This window comes from Streptosporangium amethystogenes (genome assembly GCF_000721075.1).
Taxonomy (GTDB): Bacteria; Actinomycetota; Actinomycetes; order Streptosporangiales; family Streptosporangiaceae; genus Streptosporangium; species Streptosporangium amethystogenes.
Window position 1 is genome coordinate 97,006 of sequence record NZ_JOEQ01000012.1, and the last position, 15,924, is coordinate 112,929.

A 15,924-nucleotide genomic window follows, 5' to 3' on the forward strand; every position below is an offset into this window, starting at 1 on the left:
CGGCCGATCTCACCGGCCGATCGCCGCCCGCCGGGCGCGACCCGCCATGGCGTGTCCCAGGATGCGCTACGGTTGCCTCCGGAGATTATCCCCGTTCGACCGTTCACGGCGGCTCACGTTCGCCTGTAGGGCCGAACATCGGGTATCCTCGTGTGGCCAGCCGGTCGTCCCGGCATGCCCGATGACCGCCCGCCAGTGCGGCGGATCGAGCCTCTCGACTGATCTAAGGAGCGAACCGTGGCTTCCGTCTGCGACGTTTGCGCTAAGAAGCCGACCTTCGGCAACAACGTCTCCCACTCGCACCGCCGCACCCGCCGCCGCTGGAACCCGAACATCCAGCCCGTGCGCGCAGTGGTGAACGGCACGCCGAAGCGGCTGAACGTTTGCACCTCCTGCATCAAGGCCGGCAAGGTCACCCGCTAGTCGGACTTCCGCGAAGCCCGCCGCCCCTCGACGGGGTGGCGGGCTTCGCCGTTCCCAACGGGTTTCACCGCCCGAGGCGGGCCGGCTCCGCCTCGGGCGGTACGGCTCTGCCGCGTTCGAAGTGGGTTTTCCGCGTTCAGCGGGCGCGCAGGCGCCAGGCGTGGTCCACCGGGCCGATGCCGGCCCCCAGGGGGAAGCCGTGCTCGATCGCGCCGGTGACGTACGCCTTCGCCTTCTCCACAGCGACGGGGACGTCCTCGCCGAGGGCCAGGTAGGAGGCTATCGCGGAGGCCAGGGTGCAGCCCGTGCCGTGGGTGTGCCGGTTGTCGTGGCGCTCCGCGGTGAAGCGGAACTCGCGCGTGCCGTCGGTCAGCAGATCGACGGGAGCCCCTGGAAGGTGGCCGCCCTTGATGAGCGCCCACTCGGGCCCGAGTGCCAGGACCGCGTCGGCGGCCCGGCGCAGGTCTGCTTCGTCGGTGACCTTCACTCCGGTGAGCTGGAGAACCTCCCACAGGTTGGGGGTGACCACCGTGGCCGTGCGCAGCAGGCTCGACCTGACCGTCTCCACGGCCTCCGGGGCGAGGAGCGTGTCACCGTGCTTGGAGACTCCCACCGGATCCACCACGACGGGCACATCCAGCCCTGCCAGCACCTCGGCGACCGTCTCCACCAGTACGGGCGAGGCGAGCATGCCGGTCTTGACCGCCTGGGCACCGATGTCACCGAGCACCGAGTCGAGCTGGGCGCGGACCGCCTCCGGGGGAAGCTCCCAGTAGCCCTGTACGCCCACCGAGTTCTGTGCGGTCACCGCGGCGATCACGCTCATGCCGTGGACGCCGAGGGCCAGCATGGTCTTCAGGTCGGCCTGGATGCCCGCACCGCCTCCGGAGTCGGAACCGGCGACGGTCAGCACGCGAGGGGGAGCCAGAACGGTCATGCCCCCATCCAACCAGCCCCACGCCGACCGGCTGAGCACACCCCGTCCACTCCCCGCCACACCTTGGCCGCGTAGAGCCGCGGTGGCACCGACTTGGGCGACCGAGGGCCGACCGGACCACAGACCCGAACCACTGGCCGGAAGCACTGGCCGGAAGCACTGGCCGGATCGGGCGACGGCGCCGGCCCGGTCTGGGACGCCGGGTCAGACGACGGCGCACTCTCCCCTGTCGCTCTGACAGGTCTCCGGAATCCCCGCGTCACCGCTCGCGGTGAAGACGACGACGAGTTCCTCGCCCGCCTCCAGAACCTCCGGCGAGTCGATCACCAGGTTGTCGTCGAGTTGCTCCCAGTCGGCTCCGCTCACCGCGGAGACCGTCCCGTCGACCGGCACGCTCACCTTCAGGTTCTCGACGCTCTCGTCCGCGGCGACCACGAGCCTGACCGTGTACGACTGTGCCCTGCTCCTCACGAGGGCGGCACCTACCATGATCATGGCGCCCCCCGCGGCGGGCGCGGGGGCCTCGAAGGTGTCGGTGGGCACGGGGGCGGGCGCCGTGGTGCTCGAGGACTGCGCGGGAGCGGGTGTTCGGTGGTCACCGACGATGAGGGGCTCGGAGGTGGACGTGGGCTCCGGTTCGCCGGTGGGCGAGGGTTCGTCGGAGGCCCGGGGCGCGCGGGTGGCCTTCCTCGTCGCGGTGGGCTTGGGGGTGGAGGTGACCCCGCCTCCCCTGTGGGTGGAGGTGGGAGTCGGGACGGGCGTGGCCTCCGCCGTCTCGTCGCCCGCCTCCTCGGGCTCGTCGGCCGGTACCGGATCCTCGATGGGCTCGGTCCCATCGGCGGGGTCGGGCCGCGGTTCCGGCTGGTTCGACACCGCCGTGGCGCAACCGGCGGGCGGGCAGTCGGCGGAACTCTCGGAGCCGGTCAGCGCCCGGATCCCGAACACGGTCCCGCCGAGCACCACCGCCACCGCGGCGACGATCAGCAGGGTCATCCTGGTCCGTCCGCCGGACCTCTCCTCGTCCTCGGGCCACGTGACGGACGGTTCGGACTCCGAGGTCCACCCCGAACCCAGGAAACCCGTCTGGGGCTCGGTGACCATCGACTCCTCGGGACGGAGCCGGCGCCCGATCGGCTCGTCCCGGTAATCGGGTGCCGGATCGGGCTCCGGCCGGCGTTTCCCCCGGTCCGGGGAAGCCGCTTCCCCGTTTCCACCATGGCGGCCCATATCGCCCCTTTCTCGGAGGGAATCTCGACCGCCCAACTTCATACCAGTTCAATAACCGTTTGTCGCAATTTTCGCAGATGTAACAACGAGTGGTAAAGGTCACTCCCGGAAGTGGTCCCAGCCTCCACGGTCCAGCAGCAGGCCTTTGACCTGCACTCCCTCACCCTCGATGACATGACCCACCACACTCCAGCCCTCCGGGAGCCGTACCCGGTCCGGGAAGGTCGCGGCGAGGGCGTGGTCGTCACCGCCGGAGAGCACCCACTCCAGCGGATCCGTGCCGAGCAGCCGGGCCGCCTCCCGCATCACCGGCGGGATGTCGAACGCCTCCGGGTCGAGCACGAGCGCGGTTCCGGCCGCGGCCGCCACGTGGCCGAGATCCTGGAGCAGGCCGTCGCTCACGTCGAGCATGGCGGTGGCCCCCAGCGCGGCGGCCTCGGGACCGCGCGGATAGGGAGGGCACGGGCGGCGGTGGGCGTCGATCAGTTCCACCGGCCCGGCCAGGCCCGCACGGAGCAGCGCGAGGCCCGCGGCGGCGTGTCCGAGGCGGCCCGCGACCGCGACCACGTCACCAGGCCGGGCCCCCGACCTGGTGACCGGCGCCCGGCCGCCGAGGTCGCCCAGGGCGGTGACGGCGATCACGACGAGGTCGCAGCGGGTGATGTCGCCGCCCACCACGCTGGCGCCGACGAGGTCGCACTCGTCGCGGAAGCCGTCCGTGAGATCGTCCAGCCAGCCGGTGGCGGCGTCGGCGGGCAGCCCGAGGCCGACCACGAGGCCGGTGGGGTCTGCTCCCATCGCCACGACGTCCGAGAGATTCTGCGCCGCGGCCTTGCGCCCGATGTCGTAGCCACTGGACCAATCACGGCGGAAGTGCCTACCCTCGATTAACAGGTCAGTCGTCACGACGACCCGCCCATCAGGAGCGCTCACCACCGCGGCGTCGTCTCCGGGACCGAGCAATACGGTCCCTCCCTGCGGCAAGCGTCCGGCAATACGTGCAACAACTCCGAATTCGCCGAGATCTCCGACTGTGATGACACACCTCCCGTTCATCACAGGGTACGGTGGCCCTTCGGCACTGATCCAATCGCCCCGGAGGTCGTTGTGGTGCAGGCCTACATCCTTATTCAGACCGAGGTCGGCAAGGCCGCGAACGTGGCTTCGGAGATCTCCGGCATCCCTGGTGTCACCCAGGCCGAGGACGTCACCGGACCCTACGACGTGATAGTGCGGGCGGAGGCCCGCAACGTCGATGAGCTGGGAAAGCTCGTGGTGGCGCAGATTCAGGGTGTGGAGGGGATCACGCGTACACTGACGTGTCCCATCGTCCACATCTGAGTTCGCAGCCGACCGTCGGGAACGTGACATGCCACTGCGGTTCATCCGCCTGGCGGGGTGCGCCTGCGCCCTGCTGATCCTGGCGGGCTGCGGCGGCGCCGTCCGGGTCGAGCCGCCCGTCCCCGAGGGGCCCGCCGCCGCCGCGTGCCAGGCGCTCGCCGAGCGGCTCCCGCGGAGACTCGACGGTGCGGACAGGGTCGAGTCCACCCCCGCCTCCCCCTACGTCGCCGTGTGGGGGCAGGGCCGCATCGCCCTGCGCTGCGGGGTGCCGCGGCCGGTGACGATGTCGCCCACCGACCAGGTGCCCGAGATCAACGAAGTGGCGTGGTACGCCGACCCGGCCCGACCGACGCTGTTCACGTCGGTCGGCAGGGCGGCCTACGTCGAGGTGACGGTCGCGCGGGAGCACACCCCGCAGAGCGTGCTGGTCGATCTCGCGGCACCGATCAGGGCGGCGCTACCGCAGACCGGGTGAGCGGCGCAGCGCGAGCTGGATCAGCCGGTCGACCAGCTCCGCGTAGGGCACCCCGGTGGCGGCCCAGAGCTGCGGTGCGACCGACATCGCGGTGAAGCCGGGCATGGTGTTGATCTCGTTGACGATCAGCCGCCCGTCGGTGGTGTAGAAGAAGTCGACCCGCGACAGGCCCTCGCAGCCCAGCGCCTCGAAGGCGCGCACGGCCATCGCCCGCAGTTGCTCGGCCGTCTCCTCGGGGATGTCGGCGGGCACCGACAGGGACATGTCATCCCCGATGTACTTGGCCTCGAAGTCGAAGAACTCGTGGTCTCCGTGAACCAGCACCTCACCGGGCAGGCTGGCCCGGGGCGCCTCGTCGCCCGGCGACTCCAGCACGGCGCACTCGATCTCGCGGCCGGTGATCGCGGCCTCGACCAGCACCTTGGGATCGTGCTCGCGGGCGAACTCGATGGCCCGCTCAAGCTCCTCCAGGTCGGCGGCCCTGGAGATGCCCTGGCTGGACCCGGCGCGGGCGGGCTTGACGAAGACCGGCCAGCCGAGCTCCTGGACCTCCTTGAGCACCCGGCCGCGGTCGGTCCGCCAGTCGCGGTCGCGGATCGCGACATACGGCCCGACGGGCAGGCCCGAGGCGGCGAGGACCATCTTCATGTACGCCTTGTCCATGCCGACGGAGCTGGCCAGCACCCCGGAGCCGACATAGCGGACCCCGGCCATCTCCAGCAGCCCCTGGATGGTGCCGTCCTCGGCGAAGGGGCCGTGCATCACCGGGAAGACGACGTCGACGTGGCCGAGCTCGACGGGAATGCTGCCGGGGTCGTACGCCACCAGTGAGCCGTCACCGGATGTCAACGCCAGCGTCGCACTCGCCGCGTCGACGGCGGGAAACTCGCCGCCCTCGATCCCGTATCGCTGCTCCCCGGAGGCGAGCACCCACCTGCCGTCCTGGGCGATCCCGATCGGGACCACCTCGTACTTGGACCTGTCGATGGCCTCCAGCACGCTTCCCGCTCCGAGAATGGAGACGGCGTGCTCGGAATTACGACCGCCGAAGACGACGGCGACCCTCGGTAGAGGTTCGTGCTGCTCACTCATGATGCTCGAATCTACCCCCTGTTAGGGGGCAATCCGGCTGTTAGACGCGCCTATCTACTCGATGCGGGTAGTGAGTCGAGTGCCTTGGTCACGTCCATGATGAGATCTTCCGCGTCCTCAAGCCCGATGGAGAACCGGACGGCCGCCTCGTCGAGCCCCGTCGCCTCGCCGAGCCGCCGGGGGGTGGTCGAGGCCACGTGCGCGGCCTTGGTGTGGATTCCTCCGGCGGAGGGGGCGATCGAGGCGAGCCTGAGGGCGTCGGCCAGGGCCACGCCGGCGTCGTAGCCACCGCGCGGAGTGATCGTCACGCAGGCGCCGTACCTGGTGCCCTCGGGCCCCGAGTCGAACAGGTGCCTGGCGAGCTGGTGTCCGGGGTGTCCCGGCAACCCCGGGTAGTCGACCCGGCGCACGGCGGGGTGCTTGGCCACGGCCGCGGCGAAGACCATCGCGGTGGAGCACATCCGGCGGACCCGCAGCGGCAGGGTCGCGAGCCCCCGGCGGAGCAGGAAGGCGTCGTCGGGGGAGAGCGTGCCCCCGGTGTCGATCCTGACCTCGCGCAGCTGGGCGATCAGGCCGGGACGGCCCACCGCGACGCCTCCGGCGCAGTCGTCGTGGCCGCCGAGGTACGTGGTCGCGGAGTGGATCACCAGGTCGGCGCCGTGTTCCAGGGGACGGCACACGATCGGGGTGGCGAAGGTGGAGTCGACCACCAGCAGCGCCCCCGCGGCGCGGGCGATCCGGTAGAGGCCGCGGATGTCGGAGACCGCCATGGTCGGGTTGGAGAGGGTCTCCGCATAGATGATCTTTGTGTTGGGCCTGATCGCCGCCTGCACCCCGGCCAGGTCGCCATAGCCGACGAAGTCCGCGCTGACCCCGAACCTGGACAGCACATTGGTGATCAGCGAGTGGGTCCCGCCGTACAGCGGGGTGGGTGCCACCAGGTGCGCGCCCGCGCGCAGGAACGTCATCAGGACGGCGTTGACGGCGGCCATCCCCGAGGCGAACGCCTGCCCGGCCACGTCCTCGGGCGCCGCGGCCCCCTCCAGAGAGGCCACCGCCGAGGCGAACGCGGCGGTGGTGGGGTTGTCGATCCGGCCGTAGACGTGACCGGCCCCCTTCTCCTCCAACACCTCGGCGTACTCGGCGGAGTCGCCGAAGCCCCAGGCGGAGCTGCGCCATACGGGAAGGCCGAGGGGTCTCTGCGGGGGCGGCTCGGGAGCCGGCAGGTGCACCGACCGGGTGTTCTCTCCCCTGCGCCTGCGCATCCGTCTGTTCATGGGCCACACCGTGTCTTCACAGGCCGTACCGTTCCGGCTTGGGAGTCCGCGACATCAGGAGCACCGCGGCCTCGCTGGGAGGCATTGCGTCATGGACGACGGCCACCACCACTTCGGTGATCGGCATCTCCACGTCGTGCTTTCTGGCCAGTTCGAGCACCGACTCGCAGGATTTGACCCCCTCGGCGGTCTGTTTCGTGGCGGCGATGACCTCGGCCAGGGTCATGCCCCGCCCCAGATTCTCCCCGAAAGTGCGGTTCCGCGACAATGGGGAGGTACAGGTCGCCACCAGATCACCCATGCCCGCCAGCCCCGCGAAGGTGTGCGGGTCCGCGCCGAGTACCGTGCCCAGCCTGGAGATCTCGGCCAGCCCGCGCGTCATCAGCATCGCCCCGACGTTGTCGCCCAGCCCCATCCCCGCCGAGATGCCGACCGCCAGGGCGATCACGTTCTTGACGGCCCCGCCGAGTTCGACCCCCACGACATCGGGGTTGGTGTAGGGGCGGAACCAGGGCGGCAGGTAACAGGCCTCCTGAAGGCGCTCCATCGCCCGCTCGTCGGTGCAGGCGACCACGGTGGCGGCGGGCTGGCCCCGGACGATCTCCCCGGCCAGGTTGGGCCCCGACACCACCGCGACCCGTTCCTGGGGCACCCCGGCGACCTCGCAGATCACCTCGCTCATCCGCTTGGTGGTGCCCAGCTCGATGCCCTTCATCAGGCTGACCAGCACCGCCTCCGGCGGCAGGTACGGCTTCCAGCGGGTCAGGTTCTCCCTCAGGGTCTGGGAGGGCACCGCGAGCACCACGAAGTCGGCGCCGTCGAGAGCCTCGGCCGGGTCGGTCGTGGCGCGCAGCGTCTCGGGCAGCACCGCGCCCGGCAGGTAGACGGGGTTCTCGTGCCGCCGATCGATCGCCTCGACGACCTCCGCACTGCGCCCCCACAGGATCGTCCGGGTGCCCGCCCCCGCGAGGATCATGCTGAAGGTCGTCCCCCACGAACCCGTGCCGAATACAGCCGCCTTGGTCATCGGTTCTCCTTGGGCGTGGAAACCTCCGCCTCAGGGCGGGGGAGAAAACGCGGCGCGATGCCGTACGGTTCGGTGCCGTGTCCGGCGATGGCGATAACCGGGCCACTGCGAGTGTGACCGGCTAGGTCCTCACCGCCGGGCTGGCGGAGAGGTGAAACGCCTGTGGAGCTGGTGTAGGACCTCAAGGGATTTCTCCTGGCGGGCGACCGGCGGTGAATCAGGAACTCTCACGGGCGACCGTGGGAATCCCCTCCCTTCGGGGAGGGGAGGATGTCAACACCGTACGCCGAAGTCAGTTGTCGGAAGGTCGCCTGAACGGCGCCTTGGGCGCCTTCTCCCCGCGGAGTTCGGCCAGCTGGGCCGTGATCGCCGACATGATCTCGGTCGTCGCGGAGCGCAGCACGTCGGCCTGGAGCGGCTGTCCCCGGTACTTCGACAGGTCGACCGGCGGCCCGGTCAGCACGCGGAAGGTCTTGCGTGGCAGCAGGCGGGGCCTTTTGGCACCGTACGGCAGGATCTCCTGGGCTCCCCAGTGCGCGACGGGGATCACCGGCGCGCCGGTCTCCAGCGCCAGCCTGGCCGCGCCGGTCTTGCCCTCCATCGGCCAGAAGTCCGGGTCGCGGGTGCAGGTGCCCTCCGGATAGAACATCACGCACGCCCCCGCGGCGAACCGGCGCCGCGACTCCTCCAGCGAGCGTCCCGCGTCAGAACTCCCCCGGTAGACGGGAATGACCTGGAGCGCCCTCAGCAGGGGACCGAGCAACGGCACCGAGAAGAGACCCGCCTTGGCCAGAATCACCGGCCAGCGGCCGTTGTTGTAGAGGAAGTGCGAGATGAGGATCGGATCCAGCCACGACAGGTGGTTGGTCGCCACGATGACCCCGCCCGTCCTGGGCAACCGGTCGCTGCGACGCCAGTCCTTCTTGACCAGGAGCCACGAGATCGGCTTGACGATCGCGACGGCGAAGGCGACCCAGAATCGCGAGGGCCAGCCGGAGCGTCTCATGGGCTCCTCCGTATGAGCGGTTTGCGCACCAAGTCTCCCGGTTGGCTCCCCGGGATGTCGAGACGGGATGCTTAACGCTATGCCTGCTCAGGAAAGTTCCGCCTGGACCCTTGTCGTCCCGGTCAAAACGCTGGTCGCCGCCAAGACCCGCCTGTCCGCGGCGGCGGGCCCGCACCGGGCCGCGCTGGCCGTGGCGATCGCCTGCGACACCGTCGAGGCGGCGCTGAGATGCGCGCTCGTCACGCGGGTGGTCGTGGTGACGGGTGACCCGGTGGCCGCCGAGGCACTCGGCGGGGTCGGCGCGCACGTGATCGGCGACCCCGAGGCGGGGCTGAACGCCGCCCTGCGACACGGCGCCCTGGAAGCGGTACGGCTGGCGCCCGGCGACGCCGTCGGCGCCCTCCAGGCCGACCTCCCCGCCCTCCGCCCCGCGGAGCTGGCCCGCGTGCTGACCGCCGCCGCGGAGTTCGACCAGATGTTCCTGCCCGACGCCTCCGAGGTCGGCACGACCTTCTACGGCGTAAGGCCCGGCACGCCGTTCACGCCGGGGTTCGGCGGCGAGTCGCGGGACCGGCACCTGCGGCGCGGCGCCAAGGAGCTCTGTGTGGCGAAAGTGGAGTCGGTCCGCCATGACGTGGACACCCCGGACGACCTGCGCCGGGCGCTGGTCCTGGGCGTCGGCCCCCGCACGCTGGCCATGGCGGAAAGGATCTCGGTGTCCGGCGGCTCTTCGCGGCCGGAGGAACGCGACGGGGACCGATAGCCCCGGTTCGGGCGGGATTCCCGTCCGGGGGCTACCCTGGGCGTGTGCAGGCGACGGTGCGGAGCTTCGAGGAGGCGACCCGGTCGGGGTCGGTCTTCCTGGACGACGGGACCGAGATCCCGTTCGGCGCGGCGGCGTTCGACGCGGGGCCGCTCCGGCTGCTCAGGGCGGGTCAGCGGGTCAACATCGTCATGACCGGCGACGACGTCTCCTACATCACCCTCTCGACTTTCCCGGTACCCGGCCGGTGAGGTGGCCGGGAAATCGGCTTCCCTGACGGTCCGGGCCGAAATCATCTCCGCGGCGCCCCGCCGACGGCTCCGGTGAACGTGGCCGAACACCGCACAGGACACTTTCGACGGCTCCGGACGGGGATCCCGATCCGGCGGCACCGGTCGGAAAGCCGGACGCCCGGGCTCCCGCTTCGGGAGTCCGGGCGCCTGCGCCGAGACCTATTTCTTCTTCGACGCCTTCTTGCCGCCGTTGTTGACGAGTTCCTTGAAGTCGGAACCGGGCCGGAATTTCGGCCCCCAACTCTCGGCGACGTGGATCTCGGCACCCGTCGAAGGGTTGCGGGCGGTGCGGGCCGGCTTGTGCACCATCTCAAAGGCACCGAACCCCGTGATCGAGACCTTGTCACCACTCGCGACCGTGGTCTGGATCGTGTCGAGCACCGCGTTCACGGCTTCGGTGGCCGTCTTCTTGTCGCCCACCCGATCCGCGATGGCGTCGACGAGTTCCTTTTTGTTCATAAGGTTGCTCCCCCTGCTTACCGATGTCCGGGAGTGGGTCACGGGGCAGAAAACCCGTCTCACCCGATTTGTCACGGCGAGGGGTCTCATCACAGATCTCTCATCAACGATCACGATGAGAAACCCCCTGCTCGCTTGAAATTAGGGGACGGAGCCGTATGACTCAATCACCTTCCGCAATGTTTCCAGTGCTCGGCGTATCTGAAACCAAGACATCAATACTGAGAAGGAACAAATCAAGACGCCCTGTGGCGTGATCGAGGTCACGCTTGGCCATATCGCAGATGGCCAGCAGGCGCCTGGTGAGACGTTTTCTCTCCTCGACGGAGACAGGCAGGGACCGGACGCGGCGGTGCGCCTCGCGCAACCGCCACGCCAGCTCGTCCTCTGAACTCGTCAGACGGTCGTCGGCAGCCATGGCTGCCGACCATTCTCGTATGTCCCGATGGCGTCGGCGTTGCGCAGGGTCAGCCCGATGTCGTCCAGCCCCTCCATCAGCCGCCAGCGCGTGTAGTCGTCGATCTCGAAGGCGGCGGCCTCCGCGCCCCAGCGGACCTGGCGTTCCGCCAGGTCAACGGCGATCTCAAGGGTCGGGTCCGCCTCGACCCCAGCCTGCAGCGCCTCGACGATCTCGCCCGGCAGGACGACCGGGAGCAGGCCCATCTTGGTGGAATTATTACGGAAGATGTCTCCGAAACGGGCCGCGATCACGACGCGGAAGCCGTACTGCTGCAGGGCCCAGACCGCGTGCTCGCGGGAGGAGCCGGTGCCGAAGTCGGGGCCGGCCAGCAGGATCGTGGCGCCCTCGTGAACGGGGTTGTTCAGGACGAAGCCGGGGTCCTCGCGCCAGGCGGAGAACAGACCGTTCTCGAACCCGGTCCTGCTGACCTGCTTGAGCCAGACGGCGGGGATGATCTGGTCGGTGTCCACGTTGCTGCGGCGCAGCGGCACGGCCCGGCCGGTGTGGGTGACGAACGCTTCCATCGCGAGGACTCCTTACAGGTCGGCGGGCGCGGTGAGTTTGCCGGTGACGGCGGTCGCGGCGGCGACCTGCGGGGACACCAGGTGGGTACGGCCACCCTTGCCCTGCCGCCCCTCGAAGTTGCGGTTGGAGGTCGAGGCGCTGCGCTCGCCGGGGGCGAGGGTGTCGGGGTTCATCCCCAGGCACATGGAACAGCCGGCCTCGCGCCATTCGGCGCCCGCGGCCTTGAAGACCTCGTGCAGCCCCTCCTGCTCGGCCTGGAGCTTGACCAGCATCGAGCCGGGCACGATCAGCGTGCGCGTGACGACCTGGCGCCCGCGCAGCACCTCGGCCGCGGCGCGCAGGTCCTCCAGCCTGCCGTTGGTGCAGGAGCCCACGAAGACCGTGTCGACCTTGACCTCGCGGAGCGGAGTGCCCGCGGTCAGGCCCATGTACTCCAGGGCACGCGCGGCGGCGGCCGGGTCGGCGGTGTCCTCGGGACGGGGCACGGACGTGCCCAGAGGGGCGCCCTGGCCCGGGTTGGTGCCCCAGGTGACGAACGGAGTCAGCGTCGTGGCGTCGATCTCCACGGCGGTGTCGAAGACCGCGTCCTCGTCGCTGACCAGCGACCTCCAGTACTCGACCGCGGCGTCCCAGTCGGCGCCGGACGGCGCGTGGGGACGGCCCTTGAGATATTCGAAGGTGGTCTCGTCCGGGGCGATCATGCCCGCCCGGGCACCCGCCTCGATGGACATGTTGCAGACCGTCATCCGGCCCTCCATGGAGAGCTTGCGGATGGCCTCGCCCCGGTACTCGACGATGTAGCCCTGGCCGCCGCCGGTGCCGATCCTGGCGATGATCGCCAGGATCAGGTCCTTGGCGGTGACGCCGGGGGGCAGTTCACCGGAGACCTCGATGGCCATGGTCTTCGGCCGGTAGGCGGGCAGCGTCTGGGTGGCCAGCACGTGCTCCACCTCGGAGGTGCCGATGCCGAACGCGATGCCGCCGAAGGCACCGTGGGTGGAGGTGTGAGAATCACCACACACGATCGTCATGCCGGGCTGGGTCAGGCCGAACTGCGGGCCGATGATGTGGACCACGCCCTGCCCCGCGTCACCCATCGGGTGCAGCCGGACGCCGAACTCCGCGCAGTTCTTGCGCAACGTCTCCACCTGCACCCGCGACACCGGGTCGTTGATGGGGCCGAGCACAGTCGGGACGTTGTGGTCCTCGGTGGCGATGGTGAGGTCGGGCCGCCTGACGGGGCGACCCGCCATGCGCAGGCCGTCGAACGCCTGCGGGCTCGTGACCTCGTGAATGAGGTGCAGGTCGATGTAGAGCAGGTCGGGCTCTCCCTCCGCACGTCGTACGACGTGCTGCTCCCAGACCTTCTCCGCGAGCGTGCGGCCCATGTCGCCTCCTTGCGATCGGCTATCCCGCACCCACTTGCTTTCTCATATGTCGAGACGGCAGTATCGGTGTATGGACAACTCTAGCGGAGTCGGCGTACTGGACAAGGCCGTCCTCGTGCTCAACGCCCTTGAAGCCGGCCCGGCATCCCTCGCCCAGCTCGTCCACGCCACCGGCCTGGCCCGTCCCACCGCCCACCGGCTGGCCGTCGCCCTGGAGCACCACCGCATCGTCTCCCGCGACACCCAGGGCCGTTTCGTCCTGGGCCCCCGCCTGTCCGAGCTGTCCACCGCAGCCGGCGAGGACAGGCTGCTGGCCGTCGCCTCACCGGTTCTCACCCAGCTGAGGGACCTGACCGGGGAGAGCGCGCAGCTCTACCGACGCCAGGGCGACGAGCGGGTCTGCGTGGCCGCCGCCGAGCGTGCCAGCGGGCTGCGTGACACCGTACCGGTCGGCTCGGCCCTGCCGATGCTCGCGGGGTCCGCGGCGCAGATCCTGCTCGCCTGGGAGGAGCCCGACCGCCTGCACCGGGGCCTGCGCGGGGCCAAGTTCACCGCGGCCACACTCGCGAGCGTGCGGCGCAGGGGCTGGGCGCACAGCGTCGGCGAGCGCGAGCAGGGCGTGGCCAGCGTCTCGGCGCCGATCAGGGGCGCGGGCGGCAAGGTGGTCGCCGCGGTGTCGGTCTCCGGCCCGATCGAGCGTCTGACCCGCACCCCCGGCAGGCTGCACGCCGCCCCCGTGGTCACCGCCGCCGAGCGGATCACCGAGTCGATGCGCCGCGCCAACTGACCTCCGCGGCGGCTGACATCGAGCGACCTGTGGGCGATATGAGGAGGCGAGCACCCCTGCGGCCCCCTAGGCTGGGCAGGTGACAGATCGCATCGAGGCAGCCGCGGCTGAACTGCGTCCCCTGCTCCAGAACTTCATCCTGTGGGCGCGTGAGAACGCGCCCGGCAGCGATTCCAACCTGGTCGGCTCTGTCGCGCTGTGGCACCGGCTGATCGCCTCCGACGACGTCGGCCGGTGGAAGCAGTCCGACCTGCGCACGGTTCTCCTCGATCGGATGCCCCAGGTCATCGAGGACCCGGACGCCGCCGCCGACGGCATGGTGCCCGCGGTCCGCGCCTATCTGACCTTCCTGTCGGAGTCGGACCGCCTGGCCAAGGGCTCCGCCCCGCTGGGGGACCTGCTCGCCGAACTCGACCGCCTTGAGGACGACTTCGTCGACGCCATGGAGGATCTCGTCGTCGAGGAGGATGAGGACGACGAGTACGACGAGGAGGAGTCCGAGGGGCTCGGTGACTTCGAGCCGTTCGCCGACGAGCTCTCCGAGCTGCCGACGATCAGGCTCCGCCCGGACTCCGAGCTGGCCGAGGCCACCCGCAGGACACCTCTGATCTCCAAGGCCCGCGACCTCGCGATCTGGGTCGGCTCGGAGCGCCGGGTGGGCGAGACGAGCCTGCTCGACGACACCGAGATCACCGAGGCCCTGGCCGTCCTCGGCATCCCGGTTCCCGAGAAGGGCGACAAGTCGCTGGCCGACTCCGTCCCCGCGCTCTGGAACATCTGGAACCTCGCGATCGACCTCGACTTCCTCCAGCCCGAGGGGGAGGACACGGTCAGCATCGACGCCGACACCGCGGAGTGGCCCTTCGAGGAGGACGACGACGCCCTCGACGCGTGGATGGCCGGTCTGCACTCCATCGACTACGGCGACCCGGAGCTGGCGGACGAGGAGGCCACGATCGCCCTGTCCGGGCTGACCAGGGCGCTGCTGGTCCGGGTGCTGCTGGCGACCGGTTCCAAGCCGCTGGCCAAGCTCCGCACCGAGCTGGCCGAGGCCGCCGCCGAGTACGACGACCTGGGCGCGGAGGCCTGGGCCGCCGCCACCGCGCAGTACGGCGACCCGCTCAACCCGGTGCTCGACTGGCTGGCCGGGTACGGCATGGTCGAAGTCGAGCACGACCAGGTGCGGCTGACCGCGCTCGGCATGGAGGGCGTGGTCCACCTCGTGGACGAGGCCGACATCGAGCTGGACGCCCGGCCCGCCATCGACGCGATGACGGCCCTGGACCTGCTCTCCTTCGGCTCCGAGCTGCCCGAGGAGGAGGCGGACGCCGAGTTCGAGGCCTGGATGGAGCTGCGCGCCCCCGAGCAGGCCGCCAGGGACCTGCTGGAGGCCGCGGCCGAGGACGACGCGAACGCGCTGATCCGGGTCCAGGCGGCCAGCATGGTCGGCTCGCTCGGCGAGGTGGCCGTCCCCGCCTGGCGGGAGGCCCTCGACGAGCCGTCCCTGCGCCCGTACGCGGCCACCCACCTGGCCCAGCTGGGCGTCGAGGACGCTCCCCAGCCCACCCAGGCCGACACCCACTGGCTGATCCTCGACATGCTGACCATCTCCGCCGGCCTGGGCCGTCCCGAGTTCGTCAGCAGCCTGGACGACATCGGCAACGTGCCGAACCTGGTCAGTCTGCTCGAAGTGATCTGGAAGGTGCCACACCCGCACCTGGAGGAGCTGCTGGAGGCGATCGGCAAGGCGCATCCGGACAAGCAGGTGGGCAAGGCCGCAAAGCGCGCCCTGTTCAAGGCCCGCTCGGGGCAGAACTAGGAACGGAACCAGAAAGGGACGGGGCGGCGCCCCGTCCCTTTCTGATTCTTTCCGGTTCCGCCATGGCGGAGAGCGTTCAGGCGCCACCTGGCCGTACATCGGGTGACGGCCGAGGGTTTCTTCTCGATCAGGCATGCGTCCGGGGTGCCCGATCATCCGGACGCGGCACCGAGCGATTAGACGATCTGAGAGATCCACGCCGGGCGGGCTTAATCCGCCCCTGAAATGACAAAAACCCCCGGGAACCGTTGCTCCCGGGGGTTTCGCACTTGTAGCCCCGACCGGATTCGAACCGGCGCTACCGCCTTGAGAGGGCGGCGTCCTAGGCCACTAGACGACGGAGCCTTGCGAGAGACAGTGGTAGTCCCGACCGGATTCGAACCGGCGCTACCGCCTTGAGAGGGCGGCGTCCTGGGCCACTAGACGACGGGACCCTACACACTGTCATCAGATTCGGTGGGAGCCGAATCTGCGGCATCTTCCTGAGAAGATGCAGCTGGGGTACCAGGACTCGAACCTAGAACAACTGAACCAGAATCAGCCGTGTTGCCAATTACACCATACCCCACCGCACCGGACTCCCTTGCGGGACTCGCTGGCGCCTCCGAAAGAATAGCCCAGGTTG

At 70.0% G+C, this 15,924-nt stretch carries 18 protein-coding genes and 3 tRNA genes; 7 read left to right on the forward strand and 14 right to left on the reverse strand.

The annotated features are described in order from the left end of the window. The first annotated feature begins 237 nt into the window (after positions 1 to 237). Positions 238 to 423 (forward strand): 50S ribosomal protein L28, encoded by a 186-nt coding sequence (gene rpmB / locus IG98_RS0118905; RefSeq protein WP_012894387.1) that lies wholly within the window; start codon positions 238 to 240, stop codon positions 421 to 423. 136 nt (positions 424 to 559) lie between these two features. Here the strand turns inward: rpmB and thiD are convergent, their stop codons facing one another. The 3 genes from thiD to IG98_RS0118920 form a co-directional block, all read right to left on the reverse strand. Then, a complete protein-coding gene (thiD, locus tag IG98_RS0118910) occupies positions 560 to 1,360 on the reverse strand; it encodes a bifunctional hydroxymethylpyrimidine kinase/phosphomethylpyrimidine kinase (RefSeq protein WP_030913580.1) in 801 nt (266 codons plus the stop codon). Between the two features lie 204 nt (positions 1,361 to 1,564). Continuing rightward, positions 1,565 to 2,461 carry a hypothetical protein gene (locus IG98_RS0118915; RefSeq protein WP_030913582.1) on the reverse strand — a complete coding sequence of 299 codons (897 nt, stop codon included), beginning with the start codon at positions 2,459 to 2,461 and terminating at the stop codon, positions 1,565 to 1,567. A gap of 225 nt (positions 2,462 to 2,686) precedes the next feature. Continuing rightward, the gene (locus IG98_RS0118920; RefSeq protein ID WP_030913584.1) at positions 2,687 to 3,643 is read right to left on the reverse strand and encodes a thiamine-phosphate kinase; all 957 of its coding nucleotides are present in this window, start codon (positions 3,641 to 3,643) and stop codon (positions 2,687 to 2,689) included. Between the two features lie 51 nt (positions 3,644 to 3,694). On the opposite strand from IG98_RS0118920, the gene IG98_RS0118925 reads away from it, so the two are divergent. Both IG98_RS0118925 and IG98_RS0118930 read left to right on the forward strand, forming a co-directional pair. Further along, positions 3,695 to 3,928 (forward strand): Lrp/AsnC family transcriptional regulator, encoded by a 234-nt coding sequence (locus IG98_RS0118925; RefSeq protein ID WP_030913587.1) that lies wholly within the window; start codon positions 3,695 to 3,697, stop codon positions 3,926 to 3,928. Between the two features lie 28 nt (positions 3,929 to 3,956). Continuing rightward, positions 3,957 to 4,403 (forward strand): DUF3515 family protein, encoded by a 447-nt coding sequence (locus tag IG98_RS0118930; RefSeq protein WP_030913590.1) that lies wholly within the window; start codon positions 3,957 to 3,959, stop codon positions 4,401 to 4,403. Here the strand turns inward: IG98_RS0118930 and IG98_RS0118935 are convergent. The 4 genes from IG98_RS0118935 to IG98_RS0118950 form a co-directional block, all read right to left on the reverse strand. Further along, positions 4,386 to 5,495, reverse strand: coding sequence for a D-alanine--D-alanine ligase family protein (locus tag IG98_RS0118935; protein ID WP_030913591.1), 1,110 nt, complete (start codon positions 5,493 to 5,495; stop codon positions 4,386 to 4,388). The two genes, IG98_RS0118930 and IG98_RS0118935, sit on opposite strands and share 18 nt — an antisense overlap. 50 nt (positions 5,496 to 5,545) lie before the next feature. Then, positions 5,546 to 6,772: a trans-sulfuration enzyme family protein gene (locus tag IG98_RS0118940; RefSeq protein WP_211264027.1), complete on the reverse strand. Its 1,227-nt coding sequence runs from the start codon at positions 6,770 to 6,772 to the stop codon at positions 5,546 to 5,548. 16 nt (positions 6,773 to 6,788) lie between these two features. Next, positions 6,789 to 7,799 (reverse strand): NAD(P)H-dependent glycerol-3-phosphate dehydrogenase, encoded by a 1,011-nt coding sequence (locus IG98_RS0118945; RefSeq protein ID WP_030913595.1) that lies wholly within the window; start codon positions 7,797 to 7,799, stop codon positions 6,789 to 6,791. Between the two features lie 292 nt (positions 7,800 to 8,091). After that, positions 8,092 to 8,805, reverse strand: a complete 714-nt coding sequence (locus tag IG98_RS0118950) for a lysophospholipid acyltransferase family protein (protein WP_030913598.1) — start codon at positions 8,803 to 8,805, stop codon at positions 8,092 to 8,094. 67 nt (positions 8,806 to 8,872) lie between these two features. On the opposite strand from IG98_RS0118950, the gene cofC reads away from it, so the two are divergent. Then, entirely contained in the window at positions 8,873 to 9,568 is a 696-nt protein-coding gene (gene cofC / locus IG98_RS0118955) for a 2-phospho-L-lactate guanylyltransferase (RefSeq protein ID WP_051752429.1), read from the forward strand. Positions 9,569 to 9,612: 44 nt separating this feature from the next. Further along, complete coding sequence (locus IG98_RS0118960) at positions 9,613 to 9,819, forward strand: hypothetical protein (protein WP_030913602.1); 207 nt, start codon at positions 9,613 to 9,615, stop codon at positions 9,817 to 9,819. Between the two features lie 201 nt (positions 9,820 to 10,020). Here IG98_RS0118960 and IG98_RS0118965 read toward each other — a convergent pair whose 3' ends face one another. From IG98_RS0118965 to leuC, 4 genes are all read right to left on the reverse strand, one after another. Next, positions 10,021 to 10,320, reverse strand: coding sequence for an HU family DNA-binding protein (locus IG98_RS0118965; protein ID WP_030913604.1), 300 nt, complete (start codon positions 10,318 to 10,320; stop codon positions 10,021 to 10,023). A 163-nt stretch (positions 10,321 to 10,483) separates the two neighbouring features. Beyond that, a complete protein-coding gene (locus IG98_RS50610) occupies positions 10,484 to 10,738 on the reverse strand; it encodes an SCO5555 family protein (protein WP_157594409.1) in 255 nt (84 codons plus the stop codon). Next, entirely contained in the window at positions 10,717 to 11,304 is a 588-nt protein-coding gene (gene leuD, locus IG98_RS0118975) for a 3-isopropylmalate dehydratase small subunit (protein ID WP_030913606.1), read from the reverse strand. Before leuD ends, IG98_RS50610 begins: the two co-directional genes overlap by 22 nt. A 12-nt stretch (positions 11,305 to 11,316) precedes the next feature. Next, complete coding sequence (gene leuC, locus IG98_RS0118980; protein ID WP_030913607.1) at positions 11,317 to 12,693, reverse strand: 3-isopropylmalate dehydratase large subunit; 1,377 nt, start codon at positions 12,691 to 12,693, stop codon at positions 11,317 to 11,319. Positions 12,694 to 12,763: 70 nt separating this feature from the next. Between leuC and IG98_RS0118985 the strand changes: the two genes are divergently transcribed. Next, positions 12,764 to 13,480, forward strand: coding sequence for an IclR family transcriptional regulator (locus IG98_RS0118985; protein ID WP_030913609.1), 717 nt, complete (start codon positions 12,764 to 12,766; stop codon positions 13,478 to 13,480). A 79-nt stretch (positions 13,481 to 13,559) separates the two neighbouring features. Next, on the forward strand, positions 13,560 to 15,299 hold the full coding sequence (locus IG98_RS0118990; RefSeq protein ID WP_030913612.1) for a hypothetical protein: 1,740 nt from the start codon (positions 13,560 to 13,562) through the stop codon (positions 15,297 to 15,299). 272 nt (positions 15,300 to 15,571) lie between these two features. Here the strand turns inward: IG98_RS0118990 and IG98_RS0118995 are convergent. The 3 genes from IG98_RS0118995 to IG98_RS0119005 form a co-directional block, all read right to left on the reverse strand. Continuing rightward, positions 15,572 to 15,644, reverse strand: a tRNA-Glu gene (locus IG98_RS0118995). A 13-nt stretch (positions 15,645 to 15,657) separates the two neighbouring features. Next, positions 15,658 to 15,733 (reverse strand) — tRNA-Glu (locus IG98_RS0119000). 62 nt (positions 15,734 to 15,795) lie between these two features. Further along, positions 15,796 to 15,867, reverse strand: a tRNA-Gln gene (locus IG98_RS0119005). Positions 15,868 to 15,924 lie beyond the last annotated feature (57 nt).